This window comes from Stutzerimonas tianxiuensis (assembly GCF_053470365.1).
Map to the genome: position 1 here is coordinate 125268 of NZ_JBPVWS010000014.1, position 16451 is coordinate 141718.

The 16451-nt window shown below is 57.2% G+C and carries 15 protein-coding genes; 11 read left to right on the plus strand and 4 right to left on the minus strand.

Features of this window, described 5'->3' with window-relative positions; genetic code table 11:
* The first annotated feature begins 16 nt into the window (after positions 1-16).
* The 9 genes from ACSSNI_RS17530 to ACSSNI_RS17570 all read left to right on the plus strand — a co-directional run bounded on the left by ACSSNI_RS17530 (position 17) and on the right by ACSSNI_RS17570 (position 9488).
* Positions 17-1363 (plus strand): UDP-glucose dehydrogenase family protein, encoded by a 1347-nt coding sequence (locus ACSSNI_RS17530; protein WP_102835853.1) that lies wholly within the window; start codon positions 17-19, stop codon positions 1361-1363.
* A gap of 14 nt (positions 1364-1377) precedes the next feature.
* Positions 1378-2766: a lipopolysaccharide biosynthesis protein gene (locus ACSSNI_RS17535; protein ID WP_102835854.1), complete on the plus strand. Its 1389-nt coding sequence runs from the start codon at positions 1378-1380 to the stop codon at positions 2764-2766.
* The gene (locus tag ACSSNI_RS17540) at positions 2766-3995 is read left to right on the plus strand and encodes a glycosyltransferase family 4 protein (RefSeq protein ID WP_448259777.1); all 1230 of its coding nucleotides are present in this window, start codon (positions 2766-2768) and stop codon (positions 3993-3995) included. The genes ACSSNI_RS17535 and ACSSNI_RS17540 overlap by 1 nt, the downstream gene beginning before the upstream one ends.
* Entirely contained in the window at positions 3992-4165 is a 174-nt protein-coding gene (locus ACSSNI_RS17545) for a hypothetical protein (RefSeq protein WP_448259779.1), read from the plus strand. Before ACSSNI_RS17540 ends, ACSSNI_RS17545 begins: the two co-directional genes overlap by 4 nt.
* A 1-nt stretch (position 4166) precedes the next feature.
* Positions 4167-5291, plus strand: a complete 1125-nt coding sequence (gene gmd / locus ACSSNI_RS17550) for a GDP-mannose 4,6-dehydratase (protein ID WP_319300307.1) — start codon at positions 4167-4169, stop codon at positions 5289-5291.
* 2 nt (positions 5292-5293) lie between these two features.
* On the plus strand, positions 5294-6262 hold the full coding sequence (gene fcl, locus ACSSNI_RS17555) for a GDP-L-fucose synthase (protein ID WP_159968757.1): 969 nt from the start codon (positions 5294-5296) through the stop codon (positions 6260-6262).
* 172 nt (positions 6263-6434) lie between these two features.
* On the plus strand, positions 6435-7718 hold the full coding sequence (locus ACSSNI_RS17560; RefSeq protein WP_319300303.1) for a hypothetical protein: 1284 nt from the start codon (positions 6435-6437) through the stop codon (positions 7716-7718).
* Complete coding sequence (locus tag ACSSNI_RS17565; RefSeq protein WP_319300300.1) at positions 7681-8445, plus strand: glycosyltransferase; 765 nt, start codon at positions 7681-7683, stop codon at positions 8443-8445. The genes ACSSNI_RS17560 and ACSSNI_RS17565 overlap by 38 nt, the downstream gene beginning before the upstream one ends.
* A 62-nt stretch (positions 8446-8507) precedes the next feature.
* Positions 8508-9488, plus strand: a complete 981-nt coding sequence (locus tag ACSSNI_RS17570; protein WP_319300298.1) for a phosphoribosyltransferase family protein — start codon at positions 8508-8510, stop codon at positions 9486-9488.
* Positions 9489-9543: 55 nt separating this feature from the next.
* Here the strand turns inward: ACSSNI_RS17570 and ACSSNI_RS17575 are convergent, their stop codons facing one another.
* Complete coding sequence (locus tag ACSSNI_RS17575; RefSeq protein WP_319300296.1) at positions 9544-10533, minus strand: glycoside hydrolase family 5 protein; 990 nt, start codon at positions 10531-10533, stop codon at positions 9544-9546.
* On the opposite strand from ACSSNI_RS17575, the gene ACSSNI_RS17580 reads away from it, so the two are divergent.
* Positions 10478-11566 carry a WecB/TagA/CpsF family glycosyltransferase gene (locus ACSSNI_RS17580; protein ID WP_319300293.1) on the plus strand — a complete coding sequence of 363 codons (1089 nt, stop codon included), beginning with the start codon at positions 10478-10480 and terminating at the stop codon, positions 11564-11566. The genes ACSSNI_RS17575 and ACSSNI_RS17580 overlap by 56 nt on opposite strands.
* Before the next feature lie 65 nt (positions 11567-11631).
* On the opposite strand, the gene ACSSNI_RS17585 is transcribed toward ACSSNI_RS17580, so the two are convergent.
* From ACSSNI_RS17585 to ACSSNI_RS17595, 3 genes are all read right to left on the minus strand, one after another.
* Positions 11632-12936, minus strand: coding sequence for a lipopolysaccharide biosynthesis protein (locus ACSSNI_RS17585; RefSeq protein ID WP_448259783.1), 1305 nt, complete (start codon positions 12934-12936; stop codon positions 11632-11634).
* Between the two features lie 281 nt (positions 12937-13217).
* Positions 13218-13790, minus strand: coding sequence for a DUF488 domain-containing protein (locus ACSSNI_RS17590; protein ID WP_448259785.1), 573 nt, complete (start codon positions 13788-13790; stop codon positions 13218-13220).
* Positions 13787-14002, minus strand: a complete 216-nt coding sequence (locus ACSSNI_RS17595; RefSeq protein ID WP_102835863.1) for a hypervirulence associated TUDOR domain-containing protein — start codon at positions 14000-14002, stop codon at positions 13787-13789. Before ACSSNI_RS17595 ends, ACSSNI_RS17590 begins: the two co-directional genes overlap by 4 nt.
* Before the next feature lie 515 nt (positions 14003-14517).
* On the opposite strand from ACSSNI_RS17595, the gene ACSSNI_RS17600 reads away from it, so the two are divergent.
* Positions 14518-16332 (plus strand): glycoside hydrolase family 5 protein, encoded by a 1815-nt coding sequence (locus ACSSNI_RS17600; RefSeq protein ID WP_448259788.1) that lies wholly within the window; start codon positions 14518-14520, stop codon positions 16330-16332.
* The last annotated feature ends 119 nt before the right edge of the window (positions 16333-16451 follow it).

A 16451-nucleotide genomic window follows, 5' to 3' on the forward strand; every position in this document is an offset into this window, starting at 1 on the left:
AATCGAGGATCCTGCTATGAATATCACCGTCGTTGGAAGCGGCTACGTCGGACTGGTTACCGGAGCCTGTATCGCGGAGATGGGTAACACGGTTTACTGCGTCGACGTCGACAAGGCCAAGATCGATAACCTTAAGCAGGGCATTCTGCCGATTTATGAGCCGGGCCTCGAAGAGATCGTCACCGAGAACCATCAGTCCGGCCGCTTGCTCTTCACCACGTCGCTCTCCGAGGCAGTCGAGCAATCCGAAGTGTTTTTCATCGCTGTCGGCACTCCGCCGGGCGAAGATGGCTCCGCCGATTTGCGCTATGTGCTGGAGGTCGCCAAGCAGATTGGTGACACGCTGACTGCTCCCGCAATCGTGGTGAACAAGTCGACAGTGCCGGTCGGCACGGCGGACCTCGTGCGCGCAGCGGTTGCCGAGCGTCTTGAGGCGCGCGGCGTCGACATTGAATTCTCAGTCGTCTCCAACCCGGAATTCCTCAAGGAAGGTGCGGCGGTCAACGACTTCATGCACCCGGACCGCATCGTTATCGGTGCTGACAACGAGCACGCTCGTCAGGTCATGAGCGCGCTGTACGCACCCTTCATCCGAAATCGTCCGCGCACCATGTTCATGGGCATTCGCGATGCGGAAATGACCAAGTACGCAGCCAATGCCATGCTGGCGACCAAAATCTCCTTCATGAACGAGATCGCCAGCCTCTGCGAGCGCCTCGATGTGGATGTCGAGAATGTGCGCCTGGGTATCGGCTCTGACGAGCGTATTGGCTACCATTTCATCTATGCCGGCTGTGGCTACGGCGGCTCCTGCTTCCCGAAAGACGTCAAGGCGCTGATCAACATCGCCCATCAGAACGACTTCGAGCCCAAGCTGCTACAGGCAGTGGAGTCGCGCAACGATCAGCAGAAGCATTCGCTGTTCAACAAGCTGTCCACCCACTTCAACGGCGACCTGAGCGGCCGTACGTTCGCGGTCTGGGGGCTGGCGTTCAAGCCCGGCACCGACGACATGCGCGAGGCGCCAAGCGTGGTGCTGATCAACAGCCTGATCAATGCCGGCGCCAAGGTGCGCGCGTTCGATCCGGTTGCCCGTGAAACTGCCCGCCGCGAGTTCCCTGAGAGCTGGTTTACCGACGGCCGTCTGCAGATTGTCGAGGGACAATACGAAGCCGCTATCGATGCCGATGCGCTGTGCCTGGTCACCGAATGGAAGCCGTTCCGCCGTCCGGATTTCCGTGCGCTCAAGCGCCTGCTGAACACCCCGCTGATCATCGACGGGCGTAACCAGTACGACCGCGAGCAGGTCAAGCGCGAAGGGTTCAGCTATTACGGCATCGGCCGTCAGCCGGTCCAGGCCTGAGCGAGGGGCAGCGAGTGAGCGCCATCGATCAGTCCAGCATGCGGCGTACTTCTTCCCCGGTCAGGGAAAGACTGGCTGCGCTGCTGCAGGCAAGCATGCGCAGCAAGCTGCTGCGCAATATCCTGACCGTGGTGACTGGCACCGCCGGTGCGCAGGCGATCACCTTGGCGTTCATGCCGGTGATCACGCGCATTTATGGTCCGGAAGCGTACGGGGTACTCGGCACCTTTCTCAGCGTCACGATGATGCTGATTCCGGTGGCGGCGTTGACCTATCCCATTGCCATTGTGCTGCCCAAGCGCGATGGCGATGCGCGAGGTCTGGTGCGATTGGCACTGGCTACTGCGTTGTCGCTGGCGACAGTGGTCGCTCTGGCCCTGTACTTCTTTGGCGATCAGCTTGCCCGAACGCTCGAGATCGAGATCATTCAGCCGTACCTGATGCTCATCCCGTTCGTGATGTTCTGCGGCGCGGCGCTTGAGATTTGCCAGCAGTGGCTGTTTCGCACCCAGCGTTTCCGTATCACCGCAAGTGTGGCGGTGGGGCATTCGTTGTTCTTCAACTCGATGCGGACCGTCGCGGGCCTGGTGCAGTCCTCTGCTCTGGTGTTGGTCTGCACCACCGCCCTGCAACAAGCGTTGCATGCGGCAATGCTCGCGTTGGCCATGCTGCGCGCCAAACCCCATGCGGATAACCATGCGGAAGACGCCGAGCAGAGCAGCCCCGGCATGCTCGAACTGGCTCGCAGGCACAGCGACTTCCCAAGGTTTCGTGCGCCGGTGATGCTGATCAACGCTGTGTCGCAGCATTTGCCGACGCTGGTGCTTGCTGCCTATTTCGGACCGGCTGCTGCGGGCTTCTTCGCTCTGTGCAAGCAGGCGCTGACGATGCCAACCAATCTGATCGGTAAGTCGGTCGCCGATGTGTACTACCCGCGCATCAGCCGTGCCATCCACGACCGCGAGCCGGTCGCCGCGATGCTGCTGAAGGCAACCGCCGCGCTGGGTCTGGTTGGCCTGGTGCCGTTTTCGCTGGTGGCAGTGTTTGGCCCATGGCTGTTTGCACTGGTGTTTGGTGACCAGTGGCATGTGGCTGGCGAGTACGCCCGTTGGCTGGCCTTGGCCGAATACGTGATCTTCGTTTCGCGCCCGTGCGTGGTCGCGGTCCCGGCGCTGTCGCTGCAGGCGCGCTTCCTGTTGTTCGAAATCTTTAGCACCAGCTTGCGCGTGCTGTCGCTGTTCGGCGGTGCGCTGTTGATCGGCAGCGCCCTGGCCACCGTGCAGGCCTTCGCCGTCGCGAGCATCGTCATCTATTCGTCGCTGATGGTGATCGTGCTGATTGCATCGCGCAGGTGGTACGCGGCTCAGCAGAACGCCCAGCATTCAGAAGAGAGTTTCGATTGATGAAGGTTTTACATTTGGTCGCTGGCGAACTGACCGGGGGCGCCGCACGCGGCGCTTACTGGCTGCACCAGGGCTTGCGCTCGTTGGGTGTCGACTCGCGCGTCTACACCAACAGTCAGCAAACCTATGGCGACACCTCGGTGGTATCGGTCAGTCGCAGCAAGAAAGACAAGATCATCAGCATTGCCAGAAGTCAGGCTGACCAGGCGTTCGCCAGCGTCTACCGCAAGCGCCAGTCCGGCATGTTCAGCGCTGGGGTCATGGGCGCCGATTTCACTGACAGTACCGCATGTCGTGAGGCGGACGTGGTGCATCTGCACTGGGTCAACGGTGGCTTCGTCGACATGAAGCACCTCGCCCAATTGCGCAAGCCCGTTGTCTGGACCATGCGCGACATGTGGCCGATGACTGGCGGCTGCCACTACGCCATGGGCTGTGAAAAATTCACCACCGGCTGTGGCAGTTGCGATCAGCTCGGCAGCAACTCCGACCGAGACCTGTCGCGTTTCGTACTCAACCGCAAGCGCAAGTACCTGCCCGAGTCGATGAAGATGATCGGCATCAGCGACTGGGTGTCCGAGCAGGCCAGGCAGAGTCTTCTGTTCCGCGACTTCGACGTGCGCACCATCCACAACAACGTCGATGCCAGTGAGTTCTTTCCACTGGACAAACAGCTGGCGCGGCAACTGCTTGGTATCGAGACCGAGAAGAAGATCATCCTGACCGGCTGCACCAGTGCCAAAGACACCTACAAGGGTTTCGGCAAATATCTGGAGATGCTCACGCACCTCGACCCGACCAAGTACCACCTGTGCTTTTTCGGCAAGCTGGACCAGTCCGTCGCTGACGGTTTGGGCTTCGATTACACCTCGTTCGGCTACCTGCATGACAGCATCTCGCTGCGGCTTCTCTATTCCGCAGCGGATGTATTTATCGCACCAAGCCTTATGGAAGCTTTCGGCAAGACCTTGGCCGAAGCCATGGGCTGCGGAACCCCCGTAGTGTGCTTCGATGCCACAGGGCCGAAGGACATCGTGACGCACAAGCACGACGGTTATAAGGCTGCGCCCTTTGACGCCCAGGGTCTGGCCGAAGGCGTCGAGTGGATCACCGGAGAGGCAGACTATCCGCAGCTTGTGCTCAATGCGCGAGAAAAAATCCTGACCACCTTCGACAGCCCCGTCATCGCCCGTCAATACCAGGCGCTGTACGAGGAGATGCTCGCATGAGCGGACCGTCTGTCCGCCCCGGGCCGGGCGGTAACGCCTCGTTAACGTCACCAGCCAACCATCGATTCAATCAGCTGCATGGCAGAGCAGGGCGCTTGGGCGTCGCTGCGCTGCCGTCCCAGTATCAACTCAACACCCCTCTCGTCATCTGGAACCTACAGGTACTCTGAAATGGAAAAGAAACGCGCGCTGATCACCGGAATTACTGGCCAGGACGGTTCCTATCTCGCTGAGTTTCTGCTGGAAAAGGGCTACGAAGTACACGGCATCAAACGCCGTGCGTCGTCGTTCAATACGCAGCGGGTCGACCACATCTATCAGGATCGCCACGTCGAAGATCAGAATTTCGTCCTGCATTACGGCGACCTGACCGACTCCTCGAACCTGACCCGCATCATCCAGGAAGTCCAGCCGGACGAGGTGTACAACCTCGGCGCGCAATCCCACGTCGCGGTCAGCTTCGAGTCGCCGGAGTACACGGCCGATGTCGATGGTATGGGCGCTTTGCGCATCCTCGAAGCCATTCGCCTGCTGGGTCTGGAAAAGAAGACGCGCTTCTATCAAGCCTCCACGTCAGAGCTCTATGGCCTGGTTCAGGAGATTCCGCAGAAGGAAACCACGCCGTTCTACCCGCGTTCCCCTTATGCAGTCGCCAAGCTCTACGCCTACTGGATCACGGTGAACTACCGCGAAGCCTACGGCATGTATGCCTGCAACGGGATTCTCTTCAACCACGAATCCCCACGCCGTGGCGAAACCTTCGTGACCCGCAAAATCACCCGTGGCCTGGCAAATATCGCTCAGGGGCTGGAGAGCTGCCTGCACATGGGCAACCTCGATGCACTGCGCGACTGGGGCCATGCCAAAGACTACGTGCGCATGCAGTGGATGATGCTGCAGCAGGATCAGGCCGAAGACTTCGTCATCGCTACCGGCGTGCAGTATTCGGTGCGTGAGTTCATCAAGTGGTCTGCCGCCGAGCTAGGCATCGAGTTGCGCTTCGAAGGCAGCGGTATCGACGAACGCGCCATCGTTGCTGGTATCGAAGGGAACAAGGCGCCGGCATTGAAGGTCGGTGACGTCGTTGTCCGCATCGATCCGCGCTACTTCCGCCCGGCAGAAGTGGAAACATTGCTCGGCGACCCGAGCAACGCCAAGAACAAGCTGGGCTGGACGCCAGAGATCAGCGTGCAGGAAATGTGCGCCGAAATGGTTCGCGAGGACCTGAAAGTTGCCCAGCGCCATGCCCTGCTCAAAGAGCACGGCTTCGAAATCCCAGTGAGTGTGGAGAATTGAATATGAATCGTGACGCACGTGTTTTTGTTGCGGGACATCGCGGCATGGTGGGTTCTGCAATCGTCCGCCGATTGCAGGCGCTGGGATACACCAACCTCATCACGCGCGGTCGTGAAGAGCTGGATCTGGTCGATCAGGCGGCCGTCAATGCCTTCTTTGCTGAAAACAAAATCGATCAGGTCTACATGGCCTCGGCCAAGGTGGGCGGCATCCACGCCAACAACACCTATCCGGCCGAGTTCATCTACCAGAACCTGATGGTCGAGGCGAACATCATTCATGCGGCCCACTGCAACGATGTGAACAAGTTGCTGTTCCTCGGCTCGTCGTGCATCTATCCGAAGTTCGCCGAGCAACCGATGAAGGAAGAAGCGCTGGTGACCGGTGTGCTCGAGCCGACCAACGAGCCGTATGCAGTTGCCAAAATTGCCGGTATCAAGCTCTGTGAAAGCTACAACCGCCAGTACGGGCGTGACTACCGCAGCGTAATGCCGACCAACCTTTATGGTCCCAACGACAACTTCCACCCGGAAAACAGCCACGTCGTGCCTGCTCTGCTCAAGCGCTTCCACGAGGCGACCCAGCGTGGCGACGATGAGGTAGTGATCTGGGGCAGCGGCAAGCCGCAGCGCGAATTCCTGCACGTCGACGATATGGCCGCTGCCAGCGTGCACGTGATGGAGCTGGATGATGAAACCTACCAGGCCCATACCCAGCCGATGCTTTCGCACATCAATGTGGGTACCGGTGTTGACTGCAGCATTCGTGAACTGGCTGAAACCATCGCCCGGGTCACCGAATACCAGGGTGAACTGAAGTTCGACAGCAGCAAGCCGGATGGCACACCGCGCAAGCTAATGGACGTTTCCCGCCTCAAGGCGCTGGGCTGGCAGTCCAGCATCAGCCTGGAAGACGGCTTGCGCGACGCCTATCGCTGGTTCGTGGAAAACCAGCATCAGGCACGCCACTGACCGAAATAGTGACTGGCATGGATGCATTTGACGGCAGCGGACCTTTCTACCGCTGCTGTTGTCCATCCATGGCGCATGTTTCTTCGCCGCAGTGTGCTGCCTCATCCAAGTCATCAGGATGGGCTGCTCGGTTCTATGTTTCGCCACGTCAATCGGATACTGGAGAGAGCGCTTGTTAAGGAAAGTTCTGGCGTACAAGAATCTGTTGTTCATCCTGTTACTGCTGAACTCGACCTGCTTCTTCCTGACGGATGACAAGCGAGCCGGGATCGCATACTTCCAAGAGGTGTTCCTGCTATTGGTGGTGGCGGCGACTGCCTGTCTGTTCGTGGCGTGGAAGTGGGTCTACCAATCGAAGACCAGCCTGTGGATCATCTTCATGGGCTGCCTGTTGCCGGTTATTTCTGCGGTACTCGCCAACCTGAACTTCGGCCAACCGCTGCCGTACGGCTTGCTGGAAGAGCGGCGCTTCTTTCAGTACCTGGTGTTCTTCCCGACGCTGTTCCTGTTGATCAAGGCTTCTCCCACCCAAGAAGAGCTGGCGAAATACTTTCTATATATCGCGCTGTTTTGCGCGACGCTGGGCTTTGCGTATTACCTGGGCATCATTCCGCAGAACCAGATTGCCTCCTTTACCGTCGATGACTGGACGCAGTACGAGGATCTGCTGCGACCGAACCGCTTCCGCATTGGCTCGCCGTTCGTGACCATTGCCGTGTTCATGGTGATGTACAGCATGAAGGACCGCGTCACCCTCGGCCGGCTGGCAATCCTTCTCTACTTCGTCGCCTATCTGTGGTTGGTCATGCAAACGCGCCAGACCATGCTGGTCTGGGCGCTGGCCGGAGTATGGATTTTCCGCAAGCGCATCGACTCACTGTTGAAGCTGAGTGCGCTTGGCCTGGCTGTTCTGGTGGTGTCGTATCTTCTGGTTCCTGAGTTCTACCAGGAGCAGTTCGCACGATTCGATGCCTTGTTGTTCGATGCGACATCCGGACCTGGGGTACGGGACACAACTGTCTCAGTGATTCTCGACGCTATCAGCAGCAACAATTACTTCGGTATGGGCGCGCTGTCCCTGCAATGGAATGGGGGCTTTTCAAGGGTCTATAACTCGCACTTCTACCTCGCCGACGTCGGGATATTCGGGGTCTATCACCGCTATGGGTTCCTGACTCCGGTTGTCGTCCTTATGTTCTATGGCGGCTTCATCTGGGTAATGCGCCAGTGCACGGACAAAGGCAACCTTCTTGCCGCATTACAGCTTTCATTCGTGGTCAGCATGCTGAATATCACGTTGTCCAACGCACTGACGTTCTCGGGCGATGTGTATGGAATGGCTGCTGCGTTCTTCCTTTATTACGCCAAGTTGCAGACGGCGGATGCTCCTTTAAATGCAAATCTAGAACAGGTGAATTATGGTCAGTTTCAGTATCGTAACTATAAACTGGAATAATTTTGATGGCCTGAAGGAAACCTATCAGAGCTTGGCCAGCCAGACTTACCGAAACTTCCGCTGGATTGTCATCGACGGTGCGTCCAAAGACGGCAGCGGCGAGTGGTTGAGGAATTTGCAGGACAGCCAAGCTGAAATAACCATAGAGCCGGACAAAGGCATCTATGACGCAATGGAAAAGGGGCGGCAGCGGGCTGTTGAAACGCCTGGCTTTACACTGTTCCTTAACAGTGGCGATTCATTTGCCGATCCGACGGTACTAGAGCGGATCAACGAAGAATTAACGGATGCCAACGTAAAACCAAAATTTGTGTATGGCGACTTCTATCGCAAGGAAGCCAGTGGTGAATTGAAGCGTACTGCCGCGCGCCCCATTGAGCGAGCACCGCTTGGTCTACCGGCGAGCCATCAAACGATGTACTTCGAAAATGAGCGGCTGCGGCAGTTCAAATTCCGCTTGGATTACAAGCTGTCAGCCGACTATTGCCTGCTGCTTGAGTTTCTACAGGGCTTGGATTTGCAGGCCGAGGTTCTCCAGCTGTCTTTTCCACTCTGTATATTCGATACCACGGGTGTCTCGCATAAACGCCGCTTTGAAGCGATCCGTGAAGATATGGATATCCGAAAGCGGTTTTTGAAGTTTTCCAAACCCAATGCGTTGGCGCTTTACATGTTGCATTACGTCCATACGCATTCCAAACAATTGCGTTCGTCGTTGGGGCGCTGAACACAGGTAAACGATCCAATAAAAATGGACTGTCAAAAGAACAGGGCGCAGGAGAGAGTTCGATGAATTACCGAAGCCTGAATGATCTGTCGCGGTTGAGCACGGAATGTGCCAGCAAAATTCCCAACGATGTCGATCTGGTCGTCGGCATACCGAGAAGTGGGATGCTGGTCGCCAGCATCATTGCGCTGAAACAGAATCTGCCGCTGACGGATCTCTACTCTTTCCTGCGCAACGACGACCTGAAGAAGGGTAATACTCGCACCTACAAGCATGCCGAACTGGTAAAGCCGAGGGATGCGAAAAAGATTCTGCTGGTCGATGACAGTATCTCTTCGGCCAAGTCGATGCGTGCCGCGGATGAACAAGTTCGCGCTATTTATGACGGCCAGGTTCTGACCATGGCGGTGTTTGCCGAGAAGCACAATCGGCACCATGTCGACCTGTATCTGGATCTGGTGGAGCAGCCTCGGGTGTTCGAGTGGAACATCATGCACCATCCCTTCTTGGCTCAGGCGTGCCTGGATATCGACGGCGTGCTCTGTGTCGATCCGACCAACGAAGAAAATGATGACGGGCCGAACTATCGGGATTTCCTCAGCTGCACGCGCCCTTTGTTCATTCCTTCGGTCAAGGTCGCGCATTTAGTGACCAGTCGATTGGAGAGGTATCGAGCCGAAACGGAGGAGTGGTTGGAGCGCAACGGCGTGCAATACGGAACGTTGCACATGCTGGATCTCCCGACTGCGGAAGAGCGCCGGCGTTTGAACATTCACCACAAGTTCAAGGCGGAAGTCTATGCCAAGCAGCCGCTGACACGGTTGTTCGTCGAGAGCGAAGTCAGACAGGCTGTCGAGATCATGAAGCTCAGCCGCAAGCCGGTGTACTGCATCGAGACGAACGAGATGTATGTGCCCGGGCAGGTCTATAACCTCAAAGCCAACACACTACGGAAAACTCACAGCCTAAAGGCGAAGCTGCTCGGCAAGGCCAAGTCGTTTTTGAGCAAATGGGCGCCAGTAGCGTCATCATCGAAGAGTTGAACGGGCAGTTGGTTGTACCGAAAAGGTGCAACCAACCACCGGGTCAGTGATTCAATCAGCGATTAGGTCCGATGCGACTGCAGTCACCCTGGCCGACGTATTTGCTGAGCACTTCCCACTGGGGGCGGTCTCGGCCGTCCTTGGTGGGTTCAATGGATAGTTTGTATTTGCCCCACGAGGAGCCTGCTGCCCAATAGGTAATAGGGATGCAGTGTTCCTGAAGATAAGCCAGCAAGTTATCCATGGCTTCAAGGTAACGAGGTTCGTCGGCGGGAATGCCAAATTCACCGATATGGCCTTGTTTTTCATGCTTGATCAGCCAGTCGATGAAGGGCTTGACGCGTTTGACGCCTAGCATGGTGTCGAAGTTTTTCTCCAGCGGCTCTTTGTAGTGTCCGCTCCCATGTTTATCGATGTACAGGTGAGCAGAAAAAATTAACTTGTCGGAGGGGTCTTTCAGTTGCAGCAACGGATCATTGAACTTAGGCCAGCGATAACTGCTGGACCAGAAGTTACCTTCGATGAGCAGGGGCCGCTTCTGGTCATGTTTTCTAATGGCATCAATACCGGCCTGAGCGGCTGCCGGCCAGTATTCATCGGCGCCATGTGGCTCATTCATGATGTCGTAGGCATAAAGGCCTTTTTCATTTTTCCAGCGTTTGGCAACGCGTTCGAGCAGGTCGGCGTAAGCCGATATCGGCACGGCCTCGGTGCCGATGATTTGCTTTCGATATCGGGCATAGTTGTGGATGTCGAGGATGATGCGCATGTCGTATTGGGCGGCCTGCTGCAAGGTCTGGTCGATCAGTTCTGCATAGTCCTCATCCAGTTCGGCATTCAATGCTGGCTGCAAACGCTCCCACATGATGGGGAAGCGGAGGGTCTCGATACCCTTGGCTTTCCACTTGGCAAAGTAGCCGGGCGCGGGGAAGAAATAATTTGTTTTATATTTTCCGGGGATGACATTGCCGGAAAACGCTGCTCCGCCAATGTTCAAGCCAACCAGATCGATATTTTCCGCATGGCTGGCGGCACTCCAGAGCATAACCGTGAGTCCGAGGAGTATTCCTTTTGATCGGTTCGAAGCGCTGCGTGTCCTTAACATCTCACTACCTCTTTCTGCTCTTGTGGACGATGCCGCGGCTGCGGCTGCTTCGTTTGTCCGGCGACAGAAGGCAATGTTCATTTTTGTCAGGCGAATCTTTCTGCTTGGCGGCGCACGACGACCAAGATGGGAATCGGGTGCCAACAACTTTCATGGGTTACAGACAGAGAATCTATTTATGAAAAATCCCCTCGCCAAAAGGATGGATCCTTTGATAGGGAAGCTGAAACTGCTGGAAGAATCGGATACCGGCCCCTTCATTTCTGAATTGAAAAAGCGCGAAGCGCCGACGATTCTTGGCTTTCTCAATCAGCACGGCTACAACATTGCACAACGCCAGCCGGCGGTGTTGGATAGCTTTATGCAGGTCAACTACCTGCTGCGCGACGGGATTGGGATCAAGATGGCCTGCTCATTCAATGGCCGCGATCCCAAGGCCAATCTCAACGGGTCCGACTTCATCCCTGAGCTGATCGAAGATCTGGTGGGTGAATCCCATGATCGTTATGAGCTGTTTGCCATGGGTACGCGAGAGCCCTGGTTAAGCGAAGGTGCGCGCAACCTGTTCGGAGACAGGCGTTTCTACGCCATTGATGGCTTCAAGGCGCCTGAGGAGTACCTGGAGTTCTATCAGAAGCACCATGTGCCAGGCCGTTATCCAATCATCGTGCTGGCGATGGGGATGCCCAAGCAGGAGCGCGTTGCACTGCATCTGCAAAAGGCAATGGATACCCGTGCGCTGCTGATCTGTGGCGGTGCGATTCTGGACTTTTCAGCGCAGCGTTTTCCGCGCGCGCCCGTGGTCTTTCGCCGTCTTGGGCTGGAATGGGCGTTCCGCATGCTCATTGAGCCGCGCCGGCTATTCAAGCGATATGCCATCGGTATACCGGTGTTCTTCTTCTACCTGTCGCGTAATGCCTTATCCAGCGCCCGGCGTGTAGGCGGCTGGAATGAACTGAAGCGCGAGCCCTGATACGGTCCCGCTGCGGCCGCATCGCCATGGATGGCCGCGGCAGCAGGGGCGGGCGGCGCCGACGACTATCGAGGAATCACCCGTAGCGTCATCGCCAGGCTGAACAGGTAGTGGGCCGAGAGCGTGACCGCGTAGATCAACACAACCGAAGTGATCGGTAGCTCGAGCAGGTGCCCGCTGGCAAAGCAAGCAGCGGTAAGCACTGCGCGTTGCACGTTCAGCATCAAAAGCAGCCGCTGGCCCTGGAAGATCGACAACAGATGCGAAGCGGGCGCGTGCATGAACTGAAACAACAGATAGATGGCCAATATCGACGCCATCTCGCCGGCCACGGCCCATTCTGCGCCGAACGCCACCGCAAATAATCGCTCGCCGAACAGCAAAAGCAGCAGCGTCGGTGCGAGTGCGAGTAACAGCAACCTTTTGATCACCGAATAGGTCAGCGTGCGGATTTCTGCAGGGCGCTTGCGTCCTATCGTGGCGATTTCAGCGTAGTACGCCTTGCTGGTCGAGTGGCCGAGCAGATTCATAGGCAAAGCCAGAGTCATCATCGCCAGCCCAAGTTGTCCGGTCGTGGCCGGGTCATAGAGGGCTGCAGTCAGTAGCAGGGGCGCCTGGCTGGAAAAGATCTGTAACAGCTGTGACGGCAGCCGGTAGATTGGAAAACTCCGGTAATGCCGGAACAGCCACCACGCCCGCAGCAAGGTGACCTGCCGCCAGTAGCGCTTCACATCCGCGCTGAACAACCGCACCAGCTTGAACGTCCCCGCGCCAGCCCCGAGCACCTGGCCAGCCAGAAGCCCGAGGGGCTTCATTCCCAGCAATCCCAACACTACCTTGGCAATCGAGCCAACGGCGCTCTGCTGCAGCTGTGTGCGGGCGATAGCCGCATAGGCGCGCCGGCGAACCGCCCAGATCAGAAAGACTTCGTAGAAGCCAGCGCTTGCCAGTGCCACTGCCAGCATCCAGCGATACGGAATCAGCGCCTCCATTGAGATGCTGGTCAACAAGACGGGGCCAGCAAGCCAAAGAACAGTGCTCACCAATACCGTTGTCACCGCAACGAAGGCTGCGGCCAATGCCATCAGCGTCATGGCGGCCCCATGCCGGCTAGGCAGCGGAACCGCAAGTTCGTAGCGCAGCGTCATTAGCGGCGTAAGAATCAGCAGCAAGGCGGTAAAGACCGACAGGACGCCGAAATGCTCCGGGCTGTAGATTCGAGTGAGGATCGGGATGGAGGCGAGGCCAACTATTCTGGCCAAGCCGTTGCCGACGGCAAGGGTCGCCATACCCTTAAACACTTTGGCGGAGGCGTCGCCCGCCAGTCTTTGCCGGATTGCGATTAGTTTGCCCGTACGGAGGCTTTGCACTTGAACTCCTCTTCCTATGAGCGAGCTGCCTAGGCAGCGTGTGCGGTTCCGTACTGCGCGTCATGCGCCGAGTTGACCGTTGACATGACGCTTGGAGTGCATCCGGCCATAAGAAGTCGCTCTAAAGAAAAAGTTCTGGTGAGCGAGTACTGTTTTGTAGCGGACAACCCATGCGCCTCGCCTCGCCGGTTCCGATTGTCATTTCGGCCGCTAAGCCTACTGGCGCAGCGCCGTGAAAACCGGCCAGTTATGCCGACTCGATCCCTATGTAGTCCACACGCTCAGTCGATGCCCGGCCCCGATGTCTTAAGTGGCTGGCCAGCGCCTTCGTCGTAAACCAGCTTGCCGTTATTGAGTCTTGCTGGCGATGTATAGGGGTGCACTGTCAGACGTTGCTCGTCCTGGATGTGCAGCACTTCAACTCCGCGTAGCTTCAAGACGTCGGACACCATTGACCGGTGGCATCGCCACCAGAGTAATTCGGCACACATCATCGCCGTAGGTTGCTCGGCAGCCAGCCGTAAAAGTTGCTCTAGCCCGCTCGCAAACTCGTCGCTGTGCAGGTGTTCGGCGTAGCCGCGAAAAGAGCTGTTGCGCCAAGCGCTCGCGCTAGGACCCGGTGAAGCTCGTCGGCGACCGCCCAGCGTTTCGATCCACTCATAGGCAATCCCATTCTCGGCGAGCGTGGCGTGCAGGTTTGCCGACATGAATTGCGGAAATCGCCTGGAACCGGGGAAACGTCGAACGTCGGCTATCGCCCGTATGCCGTAGTGCTCCAACAAGGCGACAAGGGCCGCAGGTGTGCGTGTTGAGTGGCCAATGGTCCAGATTCGGTGTGGCTGAGGTGGACTCATTTCGCCCTGCTCAGCGCGCTGCCCTTGTGCATTGCCACGTGATCGGTCTTGTCGCTTGCGATCTCGTATTGGGGTTCATCTGGGCTGGCGTGTCGCTTGTGGCCTTTGTATTCGGTATCGCTGGTGTGCACTTTTACGATACGCCCCGTTACATGCCCCGCTTCCGAATTCCAGCGGACGTGATCGCCCACTGCAAACTGTTCTCGACTCATAAAACGCTCCTGATGCTCAAAAAGGTGGCGAGCAACGTTTCTGTTTGGGAAACGACTTCCTCTCTCTCTATGAGCGACCGGAAACAGGGCTTCCTTACGCCTACCGTTCGTCGGCTGGTCTGATAGCAGCTAACACTGATGCCGATAGATAAAATCCAAAAAAATGACGCTGGTAGGACCATAAACGAAACGTGCTAAAGCGGATTAAACCCTATTTAAGATGATGGCACTAAGCCACAAACTAATAGCGGATTAATGGCTGGTCAAAATTGTGACGTAGAGTTGGCGTTCTAAAGCCGCCAAATAAATTTTGAATCGTTTTGGAAACCTATTATAAAGACGCCACGCAACGGATTGCCGGGTTTCACTACTGGTGATCCGGCGTCGTTGCAACGCGGTTCGTCCGGTTGCGCGAGTGATGCATCTGCCCCAAGCGCCTGTACGACTTAATTACAACTCCCGCCACTTTTTTAAAGGCTTAGGCCTTTTGAAGTATTAAGTTTCGGAGAGACTGCATGTCTACCAATGTATTTATGGGCGCCCCTAAGGCACTCGTTCGTTCCATCGCGCTCGCTGCCGTGTTCAGTGCTGTTACTTTCACAGGAGAGGTGACTGCCGCCTCTGCAACAACTGCCGCGTCTACCGGTGCCTTTACCTCTAAAATCAACAAGTTCAACAGCACCGATTTTCTTAATGGCGTTTGGCGTCGTACGGCAGCCTTTTCAGTCCCGGCCACCTCCGCTTCTATCGCTGCCTTCAAGCCGGGCGTTCAGCTCAAGTTTGCTGACGGCCAGGTACGTAAGATTTCCAGGGTCTATAAGGTTGGAGCCAACCTCAGCATTTATGTAGATGGCGGTCTGTTGGATGGCAACAAAGTCGGCGCGCCACGCACCGTCAGCACTGTTGCTGCAGCCGCTGCGGCGCCGAGCGCTCCAGCCCCTTCAGCTCCGGTCACAACCGCTCCGGCAGCTCCGGCAGCCCCGGCGCCTAGCAGCACCTACACCGCGTCGATGAACAGTTTCTCTAACTCCGATTGGGAGAATGGCATCTACCGCAAGGCGGCCGGCTTCTCGATCCCTGACACCGGTGCCAACAAGGCTGCGTTCAAAGTCGGCGCATCGGTTCAGTTGGCCGATGGCCAAGTCCGTAAAGTTGCGGCTGTCTATGATGTAGGCGCGCATCTTTCCGTCATGCTCAGTGGCTCGAAGCTTTCGGCGGCTAGCGTTGGCTATCCGAAACCGATTCGTGTTGTGTCCAGCAACGCTGGTACAACCACGCCACCAGCGGCCGTTACACCTGCGCCTACTCCAGCACCGGCCCCGACGCCAGCGCCAGCGCCGGCTCCGGTAGTCAGTGATGGCAGCGGTATTAATCTTGTGGGTGTTAACTTCGGTTCGGGTGTGTTCGATCCGGGCACTGTTCCGGGCATCTATAACAAGGGTTACACCTATGCAGACGAGTCCTACTACAAGCGTCATGCGGGGCTCGGCTTCAAGCTGATCCGCCTGGGCTTCCTCTGGGAACGTATCCAGCCCAAGCTGGGCACCGAGCTGGATGCAGCTGAACTGGGTCGCATCAAGCAGTCGTTGGATTACGCGCAGAAGTACGGCATCAAGGTCGTCCTTGATATGCACAACTACTACCGCTACTACGGCAAGGTCATCAACTCGCCGGAGGTGCCGCGCGCTCAGTTCGCCGAGACCTGGCGCAAGATCGCGGTTGCGGTGTCCAAGCACCCTGCGTTGTATGGCTACGGTCTGATGAACGAGCCCTACAACACCGGTAACAACCTCTGGCCGCAGACTGCTCAGGCCGCTGGACAGGCGATTCGCAAGATCGATCCGAGCAAGTGGATCATGATCGCCGGTGACCGTTACTCCAGCGCCTTCCACTGGCAGAAGTACAACACCTCGCTGATCAACGATCCGTGGATGCGTGATCCGAAGAACAACCTGGTCTATGAAGCGCATCAGTATCTGGACTTCGACTATTCGGGTACTTACACCAAGCGTGCTGAAACCTTCGCGCCGATGCTGGGTGTCGAGCGGGTCAAGCCTTGGGTCGAGTGGTTGAAGGCCAACAAGCTGCGTGGTTTCCTTGGTGAGCACGGCATTCCGGACTTCTCTCCATCTGCTGTGGTCGCGACTGACAACCTGCTGGCTTACCTGAACGCGAACTGCATCCCGAGCACCTACTGGGCAGCGGGTCCTCGCTGGGGTGAGAACATCATGGCGCTGGACGTAACCAGCGGTAAGCATCGTCCTCAGTTGGCTCCGCTGCAAAAGCACGCTGCTGCGAAGAGAACATGCTCCACCATCGGTCCGCTGTAATAGGGACTGATATAAAGAACGGGCCTTCGGGCCCGTTTTTTATTGGTGCGCCAGGCATGGCGCGTTGCGCGCAAGCGCAACCAGCTTGGCTGTGGTGGCCACGCTGGTGACTGGGAGGT